Genomic DNA, 16280 nt, shown 5'->3' on the forward strand with positions numbered 1-16280 from the left:
AATATTTACAGAGAAACAAAATTGACGATTTCTTTACGAAATTGCGATTTGGTGATGTGCTGACGCCCAGGGAAAAGATATGAGTAAGAGACTACTGGCTCGAACCATATCCCCGGGCAAGCATGTACGATCAAAATCGTAAGTTTTTTATATAAAATGGACTCATCCATCATGTGTATTCATATTGAGTTATATCTTTTGGTTAATTAAAAATATGACTTTCTATTAGTTGTATAAGTTAAATAATTCGAAGCTTTTTTCTATTGTATTAAAACACATCACTTATAAAGATTTTGCATCGTGCTGACGCCCGGGGAATTGATATGAGCGAGAGACTACAGGCTCAAGCCATATCCCCAGGCAAGCATGCACGATCAAAATCGTAACATTTTAAATATAAAGAGGATCAATCCATATTAGGATTGGTCCTCTTATTTTGCGTATAGCATAGAGAAAAAATCTTTATTTTTCTTTATCTGAATCTACTGCTTCATTTTGTTTAGTTTTACTTGATTGACTTTTTTCTTCATCAATCTCTGATGATTCAGCAGATTGACTTGTGATTTTCTTTCGTTCTTCAAAGTTCATTCTTCGCTGACTAACTGCGCTTGGTTGTTGTTTACGTTTTTCTTTTTCACGCTGTTTACGTGCTTTCTTTTCTTGCTTAATTCTAGCTTTTTCTTCGGCTTTTTCTTGTTTCAATCTAGCAGCTTCCTCAGCCTTTTCTTGCTTGATTCGCTGTTGTTCTTCATAAGCTTCTTGTTGAAGTTGTTGTTCTTTTTCAAAAGCTTCTTGTCTTTGTCTAGCTTCTATTTCAGATTCTTCATTATTGATATTTGAGTCCTCTTGTTCATTTTGAAGATTTTCATCAAAATCATTTGGCTGCTTTCTTGATTTATAATTGTATTTAGCCTGTCGAGATAAAACTTGAGGTTCTTCCTCTTTTGAATTAATATCCGAATTTACTTTGTCTGCAATTTCGGAACTGTACCCACCTCTTCTTAATTGTTGCTCTTGGTTTGATGGTTGTTCTAAGTCAGAGGTATCTTGTTGTACATTATATTGAGGGTTTGGTTCAGACTTTGGCTCAGGTCTCGGTTCAGGTTTTGGTTCTGCTTCTCTTTCTTGACCATAGTCATTATAACCACCTTGATAACCACCAGAATAATAAGCTGGTATCATTTCTACTTTATCTTTGCGTGCAAACATCATAATTGCAACTATTAAAAATAGGATCGGTATAATGAGTGGTACAAATAATAGAACTAAAGGTAAAGTGACGATGGTAGCTAATAAAAATAAAAATCCAGATAATATTCTAATATTCATTGAAATTAACGCTAAAAATGATATTAATAAACAAACAATGAAATATACAATAACTGCCCATATACCATTTTGTAACCAAATAACAAATTGAATCGTATTTAATCCATTATTCGCCAATATTTGCTGAATAAAATCATTACCATTTAACGACGTTTCTAAATTTTGAATAGAACTTTCACTACTAAAAGAAACTAATGCAATAAACATTGTGATGATTGTTAGTAATAGTAAGAATATCCAGCTCAACCAACCCAATACCTTTTCTGCTAGTCGACTCACTGGACGCCTAACTTGAGTATATTGTTCTCCTGACATTTCTATACAACTCCTTATACTACTTATCAAACTATTATATCGAATAAATGATAAAATAACTACTATACTACGCTTTAATTTAGCGACATTTTAAAATTTAAAAAACGTTCATTATATTCACTAAGTGTATCTTTACCTAAATCTTTATAAACTTCTAAACGTGCTTGTGTACGCTTTGAAGGATAAAAACGTTCATCATCTTTGATGTCTTTTGGTAATTGTGCTCTTGCAGCCTTATTAGGTGTTGCATAAGCTACCCACTCCGTATTTTGTTTACTATTCTGTGCATCTAACATAAAATTGATAAACTTATGTGCACCTGCTTTATTTTGAGCTGTCTTTGGAATTACCATGTTATCAAACCATAAGTTGGATCCTTCTTTTGGAACAACGTAATCAAAATCACTATTATTTTGCACAATTGGCGCTGCTATACCGCTCCACACAACCGCAATATTAGCTTCGTGTTGTTCAAGCATCATTGTTATTTCATCACCGACAACACCTTTAATATTAGGGCTTAATTGTTTTAAATCTTGTTCAACCTCTGCTAAATGATTTGATTGCTTATCATTTAAACTGTAGCCTAATTTGTTTAAACCTAAACCCATAACTTCTCTTGCTCCGTCTACTAATAAAATATCATTTTGATATTTTTGATTATATAAACTTTCCCACGAATCAAAGTTATCTTGTGAATATACATTTTTATTATATAAAATACCGACTGTACCAAAAAAGTATGGCACTGAATAATGATTTTTCCTATCAAATGACATGTTCATATAATCTTTATCTAAATTTTTCATATTTGGTATTTTCTCATGATTTAAAGGTAATAACAAACCTTCCTTTTTCATTTTTTCTATCGTATATTCACTTGGAAAAGCAACATCATAATTTGTACCACCATTACGTATTTTTGCCTCCATAGCTTCGTTTGAATCGAATGTTTCGTACACAACTTCAATACCAGTTTCTTTTTGAAATTTTTTTACTAAACTCGGATCAATATATTCTCCCCAGTTATACACATAAATTTTTTCACCTGAAGCAGAATGCTCTTTTTCAGTGAGTTTTTGGCTTACCAATAAACAAAGTAGTCCAACGAAAATTGAAAGCACGATTAATTGTAAAAATCGTTTCATTATTGTGTCACCTGCTTCAATGCTTTATTTCGTTTGATAAGTTTTTGTATCAAATAATAACCAAGAATACCTATTATGATCGTTATAAAAAGTATTGTCGATATCGCGTTAATTTCCATACTTATACCTTTTCGAGCCATAGCATAAACTTCTACTGATAATACGCTAAATCCATTTCCTGTAACGAAAAAACTAACTGTAAAATCATCCAAAGAATAGGTTAGTGCCATAAAAAAACCGCCAAGTATTGCAGGAAACAAATGTGGTAACATCACTTTATTTAAAACTTGTAATTCACTTGCACCTAAATCTCTAGCAGCATCTAAAGTATGCACATTCATTTCATATAACTTAGGTAACACAATAATCACTACAATTGGAATGCAAAAAGCAATGTGTGAAATTAATACAGTGATAAAACCAAGCCCTAAACCTGTAAAATGACCTATTGCGGTAAACATAATCAAAAATGATGCCCCAATAACAACATCGGAAGAAACCATTAGCACATTATTTAAAGTGAGTAACGAAATTTTTAATTTTTTGTTTCTTAAATGATATAAAGCAATGGCCCCCATTGTTCCAATTACCGTTGCAATTGCAGCAGCTAATAATGCCACAGCAATCGTATTAAAAATAACTGCTAATAATCTGTCATTGTTAAATAAGGATAGATAGTGCGCTAATGTAAAATGCTCAAAGTGAATCATATTACCTGCTGAATTAAATGAATAAAACATTAAAAACAGTATAGGGATATACAACACTGCAATTAATATACCGATATATAGTTTGCCATACCATTTCATATGATTCACCCTTTTCCATTTGTAGATTTTTTATTTGTAATGATTAGGACAAAAGCCATGAAGAGAATGAGAAACAACGCAATAGTTGAACCCATCCCATAGTTTTGAATTACAAGAAATTGTTCCTCAATCGCCGTTCCAATATTAATGACTTTATTACCAGCAATTAACCTTGTGATCATAAACAAAGAAAGCGCAGGAATAAATGTAACTTGCACCCCTGTTAGTACGCCACGTTTTGTCAAAGGCAAAATTACTTTTTTAAATGTCATTAGTCGACTTGCGCCTAAATCACTTGAGGCTTGTAATAAATTATTCGGTATGTCCTTCATATTATTAAAAATTGGTAAAATCATAAATGGTATATAAATATAACTGGCTACAATTATAAATGCAGGACCTGTAAATAAAAGTTCCGCTTTAGGTAAATGCAAACTATATAATATTCGGTTGATAATACCATCATGACTGAACAAGCCAATAAATGCATAGGTCTTTAGAAGTAAATTAATCCAAGTGGGTATAATTAATACCAATAACCATAAATTCTGATGTTTTGCTGTACGAATAAAGTATGCTGCTGGATAACTAATAAGCAACGTAGTCATCGTAATTAGCACAGCGTACAATATAGAGTCCCATATCATCAAAAAATACTTTGGTGTCAGCATTTGTTTATAATTATCTAAACTAAAATGACCATGTATATCAATCATTGAGAAATAAATTAGCAAAATGACTGGCACAACGATAAATAAAACCATCCATAAGATATATGGTATAAATAAAAATCTGTTTATTTTACGCATTATCATTAACCTCATAGCTATTAATACGTTCATCAAACTCTGCTTCGGTTTCGCCCGGCACCATAATATGAATCGCTTCTGGTTCAAAAAACAAACCTACTTTGCTACCTACTTCAGTTTTCTTTGTAGAATGCACCATCCACTCATAACCTTTTCTATCTACACAATTGATTTCATAGTGTACACCTCTAAATAACATGGAATCAACAGTCACTTCAAATAATCCTTCATTAGGGGTTACTAACGCAATGTCTTCTGGTCTGATTACGACTTCAACTTGTTGTTGACTAGGAATTCCCATATCGACACACTTAAATGCTTGGTCGTAAATATTAACAACATAATCTTTGACCATTGTACCTTTCAAAATATTAGATTCTCCAATAAAATCAGCAACAAAACGATTTACTGGTTCATCATAAATATCAGTGGGTGTACCAAATTGTTGTATTTTCCCATCTTTCATAACAAATATATAATCACTCAGTGCCAATGCTTCTTCTTGATCATGAGTCACAAAAATAAAAGTAATACCTAATCTAGATTGAATCTCTCTTAATTCATATTGCATTTCAGTTCTTAATTTTAAATCTAATGCCGATAATGATTCATCTAAAAGTAAAATCTCAGGTTCATTTACGATAGCACGGGCAATTGCGATTCGTTGCTTTTGTCCACCACTCATGCCATCTATCATTCTATTTTCAAAGCCAGTTAATTTCACTAATTTTAAAGCTTCTTCTACTTTAGCTTTAATTACTTCCTTATTTAATTTTTTTATTTTTAATCCAAATGCGATATTATCAAATACAGTCAAATGCGGAAATAAGGCATAATCTTGAAAAACAGTATTCACTTTTCTCTTATTAGCAGGAACTTGATTAATCGATTTTCCTTGATAAACGATTTGTCCATGATCAACTTGTTCAAAGCCTGCAATCAATTTCAGAATTGTAGTTTTCCCACAACCAGAAGGGCCTAATAATGTGTAAAAATGCCCAGACTCAATATTCAAATCTATATTATCTAATATTTGAGTTCCATCATAAGCTTTACTTACTGATTGGAATGTCAATAAAGGGTTCATGTATTCTCCTCCTATAAATATGATGCTGTAGCAACAACCAGAACTTTCACATCTTGTGACGTAAGGTTCTTTAATCTATGTATTTGGTTTGCTTTAAAATACAACGCATCCCCTTCTTCAGCGTGATAATAATCACTTCCTAATAAAAGCGAAACTTCGCCTTGTAGACAATATATAAATGTATCGGAATCTGATGGATCAAAACTTTTATATGATGCATTAGATCTCAAAGTAAGTATTAATGGTTCCATTTCAAAATTATTCGATTGTGTGATTGGCCAATTTAGTAAATATCCTTTATCAGATTCATCATAATGAATTTGTTCATTTTTCTTATATAACACCTTAGTATTTGCTGAATCGTAAAAAAATTCACGAGGGGTAGTCCCTAACACTTCTAAAATATTAAAAAAAGTTTCCATGCTTGGTGAGGCATGTTCACTTTCTATTTGAGAAACATATCCTTTAGATAGATTTGTACGCTCTGCCAGCTCACCTTGAGTGAGTTGCTTTATATTTCTGAGATTCTTTAATTTTTTTCCAATCTTCATTCTGTCACCTTATTTTATAATTTCTTATTTTGCACATTTAAGGAACATAAGTTAACCAAAAAGTGAGCATTATTTATACAAAAAAAAGCTATATTTTGTTTACTTTTATCAAACATTTTGTTTAGTGCTTAATAAAAATATCAAAATATAGCTAAGATGACAATAGTTAAATTTGTTTTGAACTAAAATATTTTTGATTTGAGGCATCTTTGACTAATTTTACTACTTTGTAACTATTGTAGCCGCTTTGTTTTTCAAATTCTTTAAATATTTGCTTTTCTTCGGCTTTACCTGGAACTATTTTTTTAAATTGATTGTAACGTTCTAACAGTACTTTACCTTCAACTTTTGATTCATAGTATTTTTCAATAGCATTAAAAAAAGCGACCACTTGCATCATTTCTTCATTCGTCCATTCAAGATCAATCGGATATGAATATTCCATATACTTATCCTCCCTTTAATTAACAGATAATTATCAAAATTTTAAAAGATGTAAAAAAAGAGCGGGACAGAAATCAAAATATAATAAATTGATTCCTTATTCCCGCCCCTATATATTTGTTATAAGCTTTAAACATTTATATATTGATTTGAAAGCACTAGAACAGTAATATCGTTCATTACTTCCATAACCATTTAAGATAAAACATCTAAAGTATAACTATTTATACTTACTAATTTATTACATTGTATGAATTGGTAATCCTAAAGCTTTTTCAGCAGCTTCCATAGACATTTCACCTAATGTTGGGTGAGCATGTACAGTTAATGCTAAATCTTCAGCATTCATACCAGCTTCTATTGCTAAGCCTAATTCAGAGATAATGTCAGAAGCACCAGTACCAACTACTTGTGCACCAACTAGTGTATTATCTTCTTTAAGTGTTAACAATTTAACGAAACCAGTTGTGTCATCTAATGATAATGCACGACCGTTTGCTGCGTAAGGGAATTTAGAAGCTGTAACTTCTAATCCTTCTTCTTTCGCTTGCGCTTCAGTGTAACCTACTTGTGCTAGTTCTGGTTCAGTGAAACATACAGCAGGCATACCAATGTAATCTACTTCTGATGCTTCTCCAGAAATAACCTCAGCAGCTACTTTTGCTTCATAGCTCGCTTTATGAGCTAATGGTAGCCCAGGAACGATATCACCAATTGCAAAAATGTTGTCGATAGAAGTACGGCTTTGTTTGTCTACTTCTAATAATCCACGATCTGCGAATTTAAGACCTAATTCTTCTAAGCCCAATTCATCAGTGTTTGGACGACGACCAACAGTAACTAATACATAATCAGCATCAATCGTTTGTTCTTCACCTTTAACTTCATAAGTTACTTTAACACCATTATCTGTTTCTTCAGCAGATTTAGCCATTGCTTCAGTAACAATTTCAACGCCTTTTTCTTTCATGCCTTTTTTAACAGGTTGTGTCATTTGTTTTTCGAAGCCGCCTAAGATATCTTTAGCGCCTTCTAAAATAGTAACTTCTGAACCAAAGTTTGCAAATGCAGTACCTAGTTCTGAACCGATATAACCGCCACCAACTACTACTAATTTACCAGGAACTTCTTGTAAATTTAAAGCACCAGTTGAATCAATAACACGGTTACCGAATTCGAAATTAGGAATTTCAATTGGTCTTGAACCAGTTGCAATGATTGCATGTTTGAAGTTATAAGTTTGAGCACTCTTCTCATCCATAACACGTAAACTATTGTTATCTACGAAATAAGCTTCACCTTTAACGATTTCTACTTTATTTCCTTTTAATAATCCTTCAACGCCACCTGTTAATTTCTTAACAACTGATTGTTTGAATTCTTGAACTTTGTCAAATTTAAGTGAAACACTTTCAGCAATAACACCTAAATTTTCAGAGTTTTTAGTTTCATCATAACGGTGAGATGCGTGTAATAATGCTTTTGATGGAATACATCCAACGTTAAGACATACACCGCCTAATTCGCCTTTTTCAACGATTGTTACTTTTTGACCTAATTGTGCTGCACGAATTGCTGCAACATATCCTCCAGGACCTGCTCCGATTACAATAGTATCTGTTTCAATTGGGAAATCTCCAACTACCATGTTTTACCCCTCCATTAATAATAATTCTGGATTATTTAATAAACGCTTAATATGGTTCATTGCATTTTGTCCAGTAGCACCATCGATTTGTCTATGGTCAAAGCTTAATGATAATGATAATACTGGCGCAGCTACAATTTCTCCGTCTTTAACGATAGGTTTTTGAGCAATACGACCAATACCTAAGATAGCTACTTCTGGGTGATTTATAACTGGTGTGAACCATTGTCCACCTGCTGATCCAATATTACTAATAGTACAAGTAGCACCTTTCATTTCATCTGAAGTTAATTTGCCATCGCGTGCTTTTACAGCTAATTCATTAATTTCATCTGAAATTTGGAACATAGACTTACGATCAGCATGTTTGACAACAGGCACTAATAAACCTCTGTCTGTATCAGCTGCAATACCAATATTCCAATAATGTTTGTGTACAATTTCTCCAGCTTCTTCATTAAATTCTGTGTTTAGTGCTGGATATTTCTTAAGTGCAGAAACAAGAGCTTTCACTACATAAGGTAGGAATGTTAATTTAGTACCTTGCTCAGCTGCAACTTCTTTGAATTTTTTACGGTGATCCCATAATTCTTGAACATCAATTTCATCCATTAAAGTTACGTGAGGTGCAGTGTGTTTAGAATTAACCATTGCTTTAGCGATTGCTTTACGCATAGCAGGGATTTTTTCAGTTGTTTCTGGGAATTCACCTTCACTAGAAACTGGTGCTGATTGTGCTGTGCTCGCAGAAGTTTCTTCTGCAGTTTCACTTGCACTTTCAGTTGAAGCTACACTTGCATCTCCATTTAAGTATGCATCAATGTCTTCTTTAGTTGTACGTCCATTTTTACCTGAAGCTACAACTGCTTTAATGTTTACACCATTTTCACGTGCATATTTACGCACTGAAGGCATAGCTTTAACACGTTTATTTTCATCTACATCTTCATCAGCTGATGATTGTGTAGTTGCCGCTGCTTCAGAACTTTCTTCTTTAGCAGGTTCTGCTTCAGCTTCATCTGTAGACACATTGCTATCGCTACCTTTAAATTCCATATCTTCCGCATCAGGCGCATCAATTTTAACAATTGTATCTCCGACAACAGCCACTGTACCTTCATCTACAAGTACTTCTTCCACTGTACCTGATACAGGTGATGGAATTTCTACTACAGATTTGTCATTTTGAACTTCAGCTAAAACATCATCTTCTTCGATAGTATCTCCAGCTTTAACAAACCATTTTACAATTTCACCTTCGTGGATACCTTCACCAATATCGGGTAATTTAAATTCAAATGCCACGTTATTATCCTCCTAAAAATTCATATTTAGTCAAAAATTAGAAAATGAGAACGGAACTTATGATTCGCAATCTCATGCTGTTTTATTATTAATCAATGAAGTTGGGATAACATTTTAAAAGCTATCCCAAACTTATTAATATTTATTAGAATTCTAATGTTGCTTTTGCTTTTTCAACGATATCGTTTTTGTTTGGTAACCAAACATTTTCAGCTTGAGTAAACGGATAAACGGTATCAGCAGCAGCTACACGAGCAATTGGTGCTTCTAATGACAGAATTGCACGTTCTGCTAATTCTGAAGCAACTGTAGCTCCAACACCAGCTTGACGTTGTGCTTCTTGAACTACGACTGCACGTCCAGTTTTTTCTACTGAAGCAACTAACGTTTCTAAGTCGATTGGTTGTACCGTACGTAAATCAATAACTTCCACTGAATGACCATCTTTTTCTAATTCTTCAGCGGCTTTTAATGATTCTTGTACCATAGCACCATAAGCGATTAATGTAATATCATTACCTTCTTGTTTGACACTCGCTTTGCCGATTTCAATTGTATACTCTTCATCAGGCACTTCTTCACGGAAAGAACGATACAATTTCATGTGCTCTAAATATACAACTGGGTCGTTGCTTCTAATTGCAGAAATTAATAATCCTTTTGCATCATAAGGACTAGATGGGATAACTACATTCAATCCTGGTGATTGAGCTAAGATACCTTCTAAATTATCTGCGTGTAATTCAGGTGTGTGTACACCACCACCAAATGGGGCGCGGATAGTTACTGGTGCTTGTTTTGAGTTACCAGAACGGAAACGTGTACGCGCTATTTGACCTGCAACAGAGTCAAACACTTCAAATACGAATCCTAAGAATTGGATTTCCATAACTGGACGGTAACCTTGTGTAGTTAAGCCTAGAGCTAAGCCACCAATTCCAGATTCTGCTAAAGGTGTATCAAACACTCGGTCTTCACCGAATTCTTTTTGTAATCCTTCAGTTACACGGAATACACCACCGTTAACACCGACGTCTTCACCGAAAAGTAAGACATTTTCATCATTTTGTAATTCGGTTTTAAGCGCATTATTAATCGCTTGAACCATTGTCATTTGTGCCATCGGTTACTTCGACTCCTTCTCTTTATAGATTTCATATTGTTCTGCTAAATGTTGAGGCATTTCTTCATACATATTTTCCATTAAGTCTGTAACTTTTTGTTTTTCTGTATTGTCCGCTTCTTTAATAGCAGTTTTAATTTCAGCTTTCGCACGATCGATTACTTCGTTTTCTTTCTCTTCAGTCCATAGACCTTTATTTTCAAGATGCTTTCTGAAACGAACTAATGGATCTTTTTTCTCCCATTCAGAATCTTCGTCTGAAGTTCTGTATTTCGTTGGATCGTCTCCAGCCATTGTATGTGGACCGTAACGATAAGTGATTGTTTCAATAAGTGTTGGACCTTCACCGTTTACAGCACGATCACGCGCTTCTTTAGTCGCTTGATATACTGCAAGTGCATCCATTCCATCTACTTGTATGCCAGGAATACCTACTGCGATAGCTTTTTGAGCTAAAGTTTCAGCAGCTGTTTGTTTACTACGTGGCGTAGAAATCGCATAGTTATTATTTTGAATTACAAAAATTGCTGGCGCTTTGTAAGCTGAAGCGAAGTTAATACCTTCATAGAAATCACCTTGTGAAGAACCACCATCACCGGTATATGTGATTGCTACAGCTTGTTTCCCACGTTTTTTAAGTCCAAGTGCAACACCAGCTGTTTGTACGTATTGTGCGCCGATAATAATTTGTGGGCTTAGTGCATTAACACCTTCAGGCATTCTATTTCCTTTGAAGTGACCTCTAGAGAATAAAAATGCTTCAGTTAATGGCAGACCTTGCCAAATTAATTGTGGAACATCACGATAACCAGGAAGAATAAAGTCTTCTTGTTCTAATGCATATTGAGAAGCTAATTGTGAAGCTTCTTGTCCTGCAGTAGGTGCATAGAATCCTAATCTCCCTTGTCTATTTAGTGAAATAGAACGTTGATCAAGAATACGTGTCCAAACCATTCTTTCCATTAATTCTACTAATTGCTCGTCTGATAAATCAGGTACTAGATCTTTATTAACGATATTACCGTCTTCATCCAAAATTTGGATCATTTCAAATTGAGATTCAGTATCTTTCAATACTTTCTCTGCATCGAATTGGGCTTTCAATTTCGGAGCCATTCAATTCACCATACCTTTCCCGTATAATAGAAATTCATTTTATCCTTTAACATTGTATCACAAAACTGTTTCACTGTTAAACAAATATGAAAAGTTCTGTAATACAGTAAATAGGTACAGTTTTAAAACTGTATCACTATTTTCAAACATGCTGTACTATCTTTTTTACAAGTTTCAAAGTGTCCACTCCCAAAAGAATGTAAGCGTCCTCATTTAATATGCTATAGTTATTTGCCTTAAATTTCAAATTAATAGCATTTTAAGTTAATTTAAATTATCTACATCTTGTTTTTCTTTATTTACTTTTTCCATTGCATCTTTGTATTTATTAAAAGATTTGTCCATAGTTCTATATGATTTGGATACAGCCTCTGTCTTTTTATTCATTTCTTCTTGGTTAGCTTGATCACGAGTTCCATATTCAAATAAATCTTTTTCTTTGTTCATAATATTTTTGTATGCATTTGCATAGTTATCATGTGCTTTATATTTATCTTTTAAAGCATCATTTAATTCTTTCACTTCTTTTTTCTTATCTTCATCACTAATATTATCTAAATGTTTTTGTGCTTTTTTAAATTCTTTTTCTGAATTATCTAACGCATTTTCTTCTTTTTTAAATTCTTTTTGTCTTTCTTCAACATTATCTACAATTTTTTCAGAAGTTTGTTTGGCTTCTTGTTGGTCTTTCCCATTGATTTTTTTAACAAGCTTTTGCTTTTTTTGCTCTAGTTCATTAAGTTTTTTGCCTACTGATGAAACAGGCTTTTCTTCATCGAATGCTTGTTGTATTTTTTCATTATAATCTTTTATTTCACCTTTATCAGTTGTACATCCAGCTATAAGTACTGTGGAAGCTAGTATGGCACCAATACCATATTTAAATTTCATTTTGAGAAATCCTCCTTTTTCGTGTGCTATATTATATAATAAATTTTAATAAATCAAATTTATTACTGTATTTTATTTGGTAATCTTTGGTATATTTTATATTAAGGAAGGTGTATGAACAAATGTTAACAATGAAAGATATAATTAGAGATGGACATCCAACACTACGTGAAAAAGCTAAAGATGTCGAAGTCCCATTATCAGATGAAGATAGAGAAACATTAAAATCTATGAGAGCATTTTTAATAAATAGTCAAGATGAAGAAACTGCTAATAAATATGGTCTTCGTTCTGGCGTCGGACTTGCAGCGCCACAAATCAATATTTCTAAAAAAATGATTGCCGTCTATTTACCAGATGATGGAGAAGGTAAAAGTTATGACTTGATGTTAGTAAATCCTAAAATTATGAGTCATAGCATTCAAGAAGCCTATCTACCTACTGGCGAGGGTTGTTTAAGTGTAGACGAAAATGTACCAGGACTAGTACACCGTAAATATAGAGTTACTGTTAAAGCGAAAGATATAGATGGTAATGATGTTAAATTACGTTTAAAAGGTTATCCAGCTGTTGTAGTTCAACATGAAATAGACCATATTAATGGCATCATGTTTTATGATCACATAGATTCAGAACATCCACTGCAACCTCATGAAGATGCAGTAGAAGTATAAAAAAAGAACTGTTAGTAGATGTGGCAATTGCACACGTATACTAACAGTTCTTTTTACATAAAATCGTCTCTTCTTTCATGGTACATGATGTTCAATTCTTGTAATTCTTTCTTCAAAGCATTTAATTCTTGGATATCAATAAATACCGGATCATGATTGTGCTTTACATAATTTTGATCTTCATTCACAGTATCAATGATTTCATTGTAATTGAAAAACATGATAACTTGTTCCGCACGTATTTCAAATGTGATATCTTGAAAGACCTTATCAGTTCGTTGTTTTTCATTTTTAATATCTTCAACAATACGCTTCACTTTATCCATAGCAACCACCTTCATTTCATCTCTATTACTTTTTCACATTATATTATTAATTATTATATTTCCTTTTAATCATAATTAATTTTTATTATCGACTCAAGCTATTTGATAATTCATTTAATATTACAAAATGATTTGTTTAAATTTACTAAGTTAAATACCTTATATATAGTGAATCACTTTTTTCTACATATTAAGTATAAGCAGAAAATAAAACTGCTTTATTTATTCTACTACATCATGTAAAATGAGAAATAACTGAAAACATACAAATGCTTTCTATTTGTATTTTTCTATACGAACGAATTTAAAATGACCCTAGAAACATACTGGGCAAATGCTCGTATGTTCTCTTTATATAAAAACGTAGTTTCAATACACTTTTAGTAAATATCATTTTATTTAAAATTAAGAAGCTCACAAAATAATATACATTTCAGGGTTTATATAAATAATTTAACCAAAATTTAGGAGGAAATAGATATAATGGCAGTATTTAAAGTATTTTTTCAACATAACAAAGAAGAAGTAGTTGTAAGAGAACACACACAAACTATTTATGTTGAAGCTCAATCAGAAGAACAAGTAAGAAGATATTTGAAAGACCGTAATTACAATATCGAGTTTATTACTAAACTTGAGGGCGCACATTTAGAATATGAAAAACAATCTGATCACTTTAATGTGGAGCAAGCTGAGTAATGAAACAAATTCATAAAAATGAAGTTGCGGTTTATGCCCTTGGTGGCTTAGGTGAAATCGGAAAAAACACTTACGCCGTAGAATATCAGGATGAAATCGTAATTATAGATGCAGGTATCAAATTCCCTGATGATAATTTATTAGGTATTGATTACGTGATTCCTGACATTACTTATTTAGAACAGAACCAAGACAAAATAGTTGGTCTGTTTATAACACACGGCCACGAAGACCATATAGGTGGTGTGCCCTACCTATTAAAACAAATAAACGTGCCTATATATGGTGGACCATTAGCTTTAGGTTTAATCAGAAATAAGTTGGAAGAACATCACTTGTTAAGAACAACAGAACTTATTGAAATTGAAGAAAGTTCCGTTATCAAATCTAAACATTTCGAAGTTTCTTTCTATTTAACAACACATAGTATTCCAGAATCATATGGTGTTATTGTTAATACGCCAGAAGGTAATATTGTTCACACTGGAGATTTCAAATTTGATTTTACGCCAGTTGGTGAACCAGCAAATATAGCGAAAATGGCAAAACTCGGAGAAGAAGGTGTACTTTGTTTACTTTCAGACTCTACTAACTCATTAGTTCCTGATTTTACATTGAGTGAACGTGAAGTGGGCCAAAATGTTGAAAAGATATTCCGTAACTGTAGTGGTAGAATTATCTTTGCAACTTTTGCTTCTAATATCTACCGTGTTCAACAAGCAGTCGAAGCTGCAATTAAACACAACCGTAAAATTGTAACTTTTGGTCGCTCAATGGAAAACAATATTAAAATTGGTATGGAACTCGGTTATATAAAAGCACCACCTGAAACTTTTATAGAACCAAACAAAATTAATAGTGTTCCTAAACATGAGTTACTCATTTTATGTACAGGTTCACAAGGTGAACCAATGGCAGCTTTATCAAGAATTGCTAACGGTACACATAAACAAATAAAAATTATTCCAGAAGATACTGTAGTATTTAGTTCTTCGCCTATCCCAGGTAATACTAAAAGTATCAACCGCACAATAAATTCATTATATCGCGCTGGTGCTGAAGTAATACACAATAAGGTTTCAAACATTCACACATCTGGACACGGGTCTAAAGGCGATCAACAATTGATGTTACGCTTACTACGTCCAAAATTCTTCCTTCCTATTCATGGTGAATATCGTATGTTAAAAGCACACGGTCAATCAGGAATTGAATGTGGCGTAGAACCAGACAATGTGTTTATCTTTGATATCGGTGACGTCTTAGCTTTAACACATAATTCGGCTAGAAAAGCTGGAAGAATACCATCCGGCAACGTGTTAGTCGATGGTAGTGGTATTGGAGATATCGGAAACGTAGTTATTCGAGACAGAAAATTATTGTCTGAAGAAGGTTTAGTCATCGTCGTCGTTAGTATAGACTTTAAAACAAACAAACTACTCTCAGGCCCTGACATTATTTCTCGTGGTTTTGTTTACATGCGTGAATCTGGTCAATTAATTTATGATGCGCAAAGAAAAATCAAAACAGATGTTATTTCTAAACTGAACCAAAATCCAGAAATACAATGGCATCAAATTAAATCATCAATCATTGAAACGCTACAACCATATTTATTTGAGAAAACAGCACGTAAGCCAATGATTTTACCAGTGATAATGAAAGTAAATGAAGGTGATTCACCTTCTCAAAATAAAAAACCACAAAATAAATCAAATCAAAAAAAAGACAGTTCTAAAAAATACAATACTAAATCTCAAAACAAAAACACAAAAGTTTCTAACAATAAAGATAATAAAAACACAACTCAGAAACCAAAACCAAAAAAAGATGATAATCAATCAGATCAATCATCAGAATCGTAATCATAACAAAAAATATAATCAGCTTTTCAAAATAAAGCACTCATCCATTTGCTATGGATGAGTGCTTTTTATATTAAAATACTTGCTATTTTGAACGCATTGTTTGGCCTGTAAATGATGATATAGTAAGCCTCAACAGTA

The 16280-nt window shown here is 32.8% G+C and carries 16 protein-coding genes; 3 read left to right on the forward strand and 13 right to left on the reverse strand.

All coding sequences use genetic code 11. From position 1 onward, the window contains the following. Positions 1-462: 462 nt before the first annotated feature. From auxB to KA926_RS00275, 12 genes are all read right to left on the reverse strand, one after another. A complete protein-coding gene (gene auxB, locus KA926_RS00220; RefSeq protein WP_192946805.1) occupies positions 463-1644 on the reverse strand; it encodes a lipoteichoic acid stability factor AuxB in 1182 nt (393 codons plus the stop codon). A gap of 74 nt (positions 1645-1718) precedes the next feature. Further along, a complete protein-coding gene (locus KA926_RS00225; RefSeq protein ID WP_192946806.1) occupies positions 1719-2792 on the reverse strand; it encodes an ABC transporter substrate-binding protein in 1074 nt (357 codons plus the stop codon). Then, positions 2792-3601: an ABC transporter permease gene (locus KA926_RS00230; RefSeq protein WP_192946807.1), complete on the reverse strand. Its 810-nt coding sequence runs from the start codon at positions 3599-3601 to the stop codon at positions 2792-2794. The genes KA926_RS00225 and KA926_RS00230 overlap by 1 nt, the downstream gene beginning before the upstream one ends. Positions 3602-3606: 5 nt before the next feature. After that, positions 3607-4410: an ABC transporter permease gene (locus KA926_RS00235; RefSeq protein ID WP_192946808.1), complete on the reverse strand. Its 804-nt coding sequence runs from the start codon at positions 4408-4410 to the stop codon at positions 3607-3609. Further along, positions 4403-5497, reverse strand: coding sequence for an ABC transporter ATP-binding protein (locus tag KA926_RS00240; RefSeq protein ID WP_192946809.1), 1095 nt, complete (start codon positions 5495-5497; stop codon positions 4403-4405). Before KA926_RS00240 ends, KA926_RS00235 begins: the two co-directional genes overlap by 8 nt. Before the next feature lie 11 nt (positions 5498-5508). Beyond that, entirely contained in the window at positions 5509-6048 is a 540-nt protein-coding gene (locus KA926_RS00245) for a helix-turn-helix domain-containing protein (protein WP_192946810.1), read from the reverse strand. A 166-nt stretch (positions 6049-6214) separates the two neighbouring features. Then, the gene (locus tag KA926_RS00250) at positions 6215-6493 is read right to left on the reverse strand and encodes a UPF0223 family protein (protein WP_192946811.1); all 279 of its coding nucleotides are present in this window, start codon (positions 6491-6493) and stop codon (positions 6215-6217) included. A 240-nt stretch (positions 6494-6733) separates the two neighbouring features. After that, on the reverse strand, positions 6734-8140 hold the full coding sequence (gene lpdA / locus KA926_RS00255; protein ID WP_019467845.1) for a dihydrolipoyl dehydrogenase: 1407 nt from the start codon (positions 8138-8140) through the stop codon (positions 6734-6736). Positions 8141-8143: 3 nt separating this feature from the next. After that, on the reverse strand, positions 8144-9445 hold the full coding sequence (locus tag KA926_RS00260) for a dihydrolipoamide acetyltransferase family protein (protein ID WP_210143398.1): 1302 nt from the start codon (positions 9443-9445) through the stop codon (positions 8144-8146). Between the two features lie 145 nt (positions 9446-9590). Further along, complete coding sequence (locus KA926_RS00265) at positions 9591-10568, reverse strand: alpha-ketoacid dehydrogenase subunit beta (RefSeq protein WP_107384415.1); 978 nt, start codon at positions 10566-10568, stop codon at positions 9591-9593. 3 nt (positions 10569-10571) lie between these two features. Continuing rightward, positions 10572-11684 carry a pyruvate dehydrogenase (acetyl-transferring) E1 component subunit alpha gene (pdhA, locus tag KA926_RS00270; protein WP_192946814.1) on the reverse strand — a complete coding sequence of 371 codons (1113 nt, stop codon included), beginning with the start codon at positions 11682-11684 and terminating at the stop codon, positions 10572-10574. Positions 11685-11948: 264 nt separating this feature from the next. Further along, the gene (locus KA926_RS00275; protein ID WP_192946815.1) at positions 11949-12575 is read right to left on the reverse strand and encodes a YkyA family protein; all 627 of its coding nucleotides are present in this window, start codon (positions 12573-12575) and stop codon (positions 11949-11951) included. A 122-nt stretch (positions 12576-12697) separates the two neighbouring features. On the opposite strand from KA926_RS00275, the gene def reads away from it, so the two are divergent. After that, positions 12698-13249 carry a peptide deformylase gene (def, locus tag KA926_RS00280; protein WP_107384417.1) on the forward strand — a complete coding sequence of 184 codons (552 nt, stop codon included), beginning with the start codon at positions 12698-12700 and terminating at the stop codon, positions 13247-13249. A gap of 53 nt (positions 13250-13302) precedes the next feature. Here the strand turns inward: def and KA926_RS00285 are convergent, their stop codons facing one another. Continuing rightward, the gene (locus KA926_RS00285; RefSeq protein WP_107505180.1) at positions 13303-13575 is read right to left on the reverse strand and encodes a hypothetical protein; all 273 of its coding nucleotides are present in this window, start codon (positions 13573-13575) and stop codon (positions 13303-13305) included. A gap of 483 nt (positions 13576-14058) precedes the next feature. Here KA926_RS00285 and KA926_RS00290 point away from each other — a divergent pair, with 483 nt between their 5' ends. Together KA926_RS00290 and rnjA are read left to right on the forward strand one after the other, a co-directional pair. After that, a complete protein-coding gene (locus tag KA926_RS00290) occupies positions 14059-14274 on the forward strand; it encodes a DNA-dependent RNA polymerase subunit epsilon (RefSeq protein ID WP_019467852.1) in 216 nt (71 codons plus the stop codon). After that, entirely contained in the window at positions 14274-16139 is a 1866-nt protein-coding gene (gene rnjA, locus KA926_RS00295; protein ID WP_210143399.1) for a ribonuclease J1, read from the forward strand. Before KA926_RS00290 ends, rnjA begins: the two co-directional genes overlap by 1 nt. The last annotated feature ends 141 nt before the right edge of the window (positions 16140-16280 follow it).

It is taken from the genome of Staphylococcus sp. GDY8P94P (assembly GCF_017892255.1).
Taxonomy (GTDB): domain Bacteria; phylum Bacillota; class Bacilli; order Staphylococcales; family Staphylococcaceae; genus Staphylococcus; species Staphylococcus cohnii.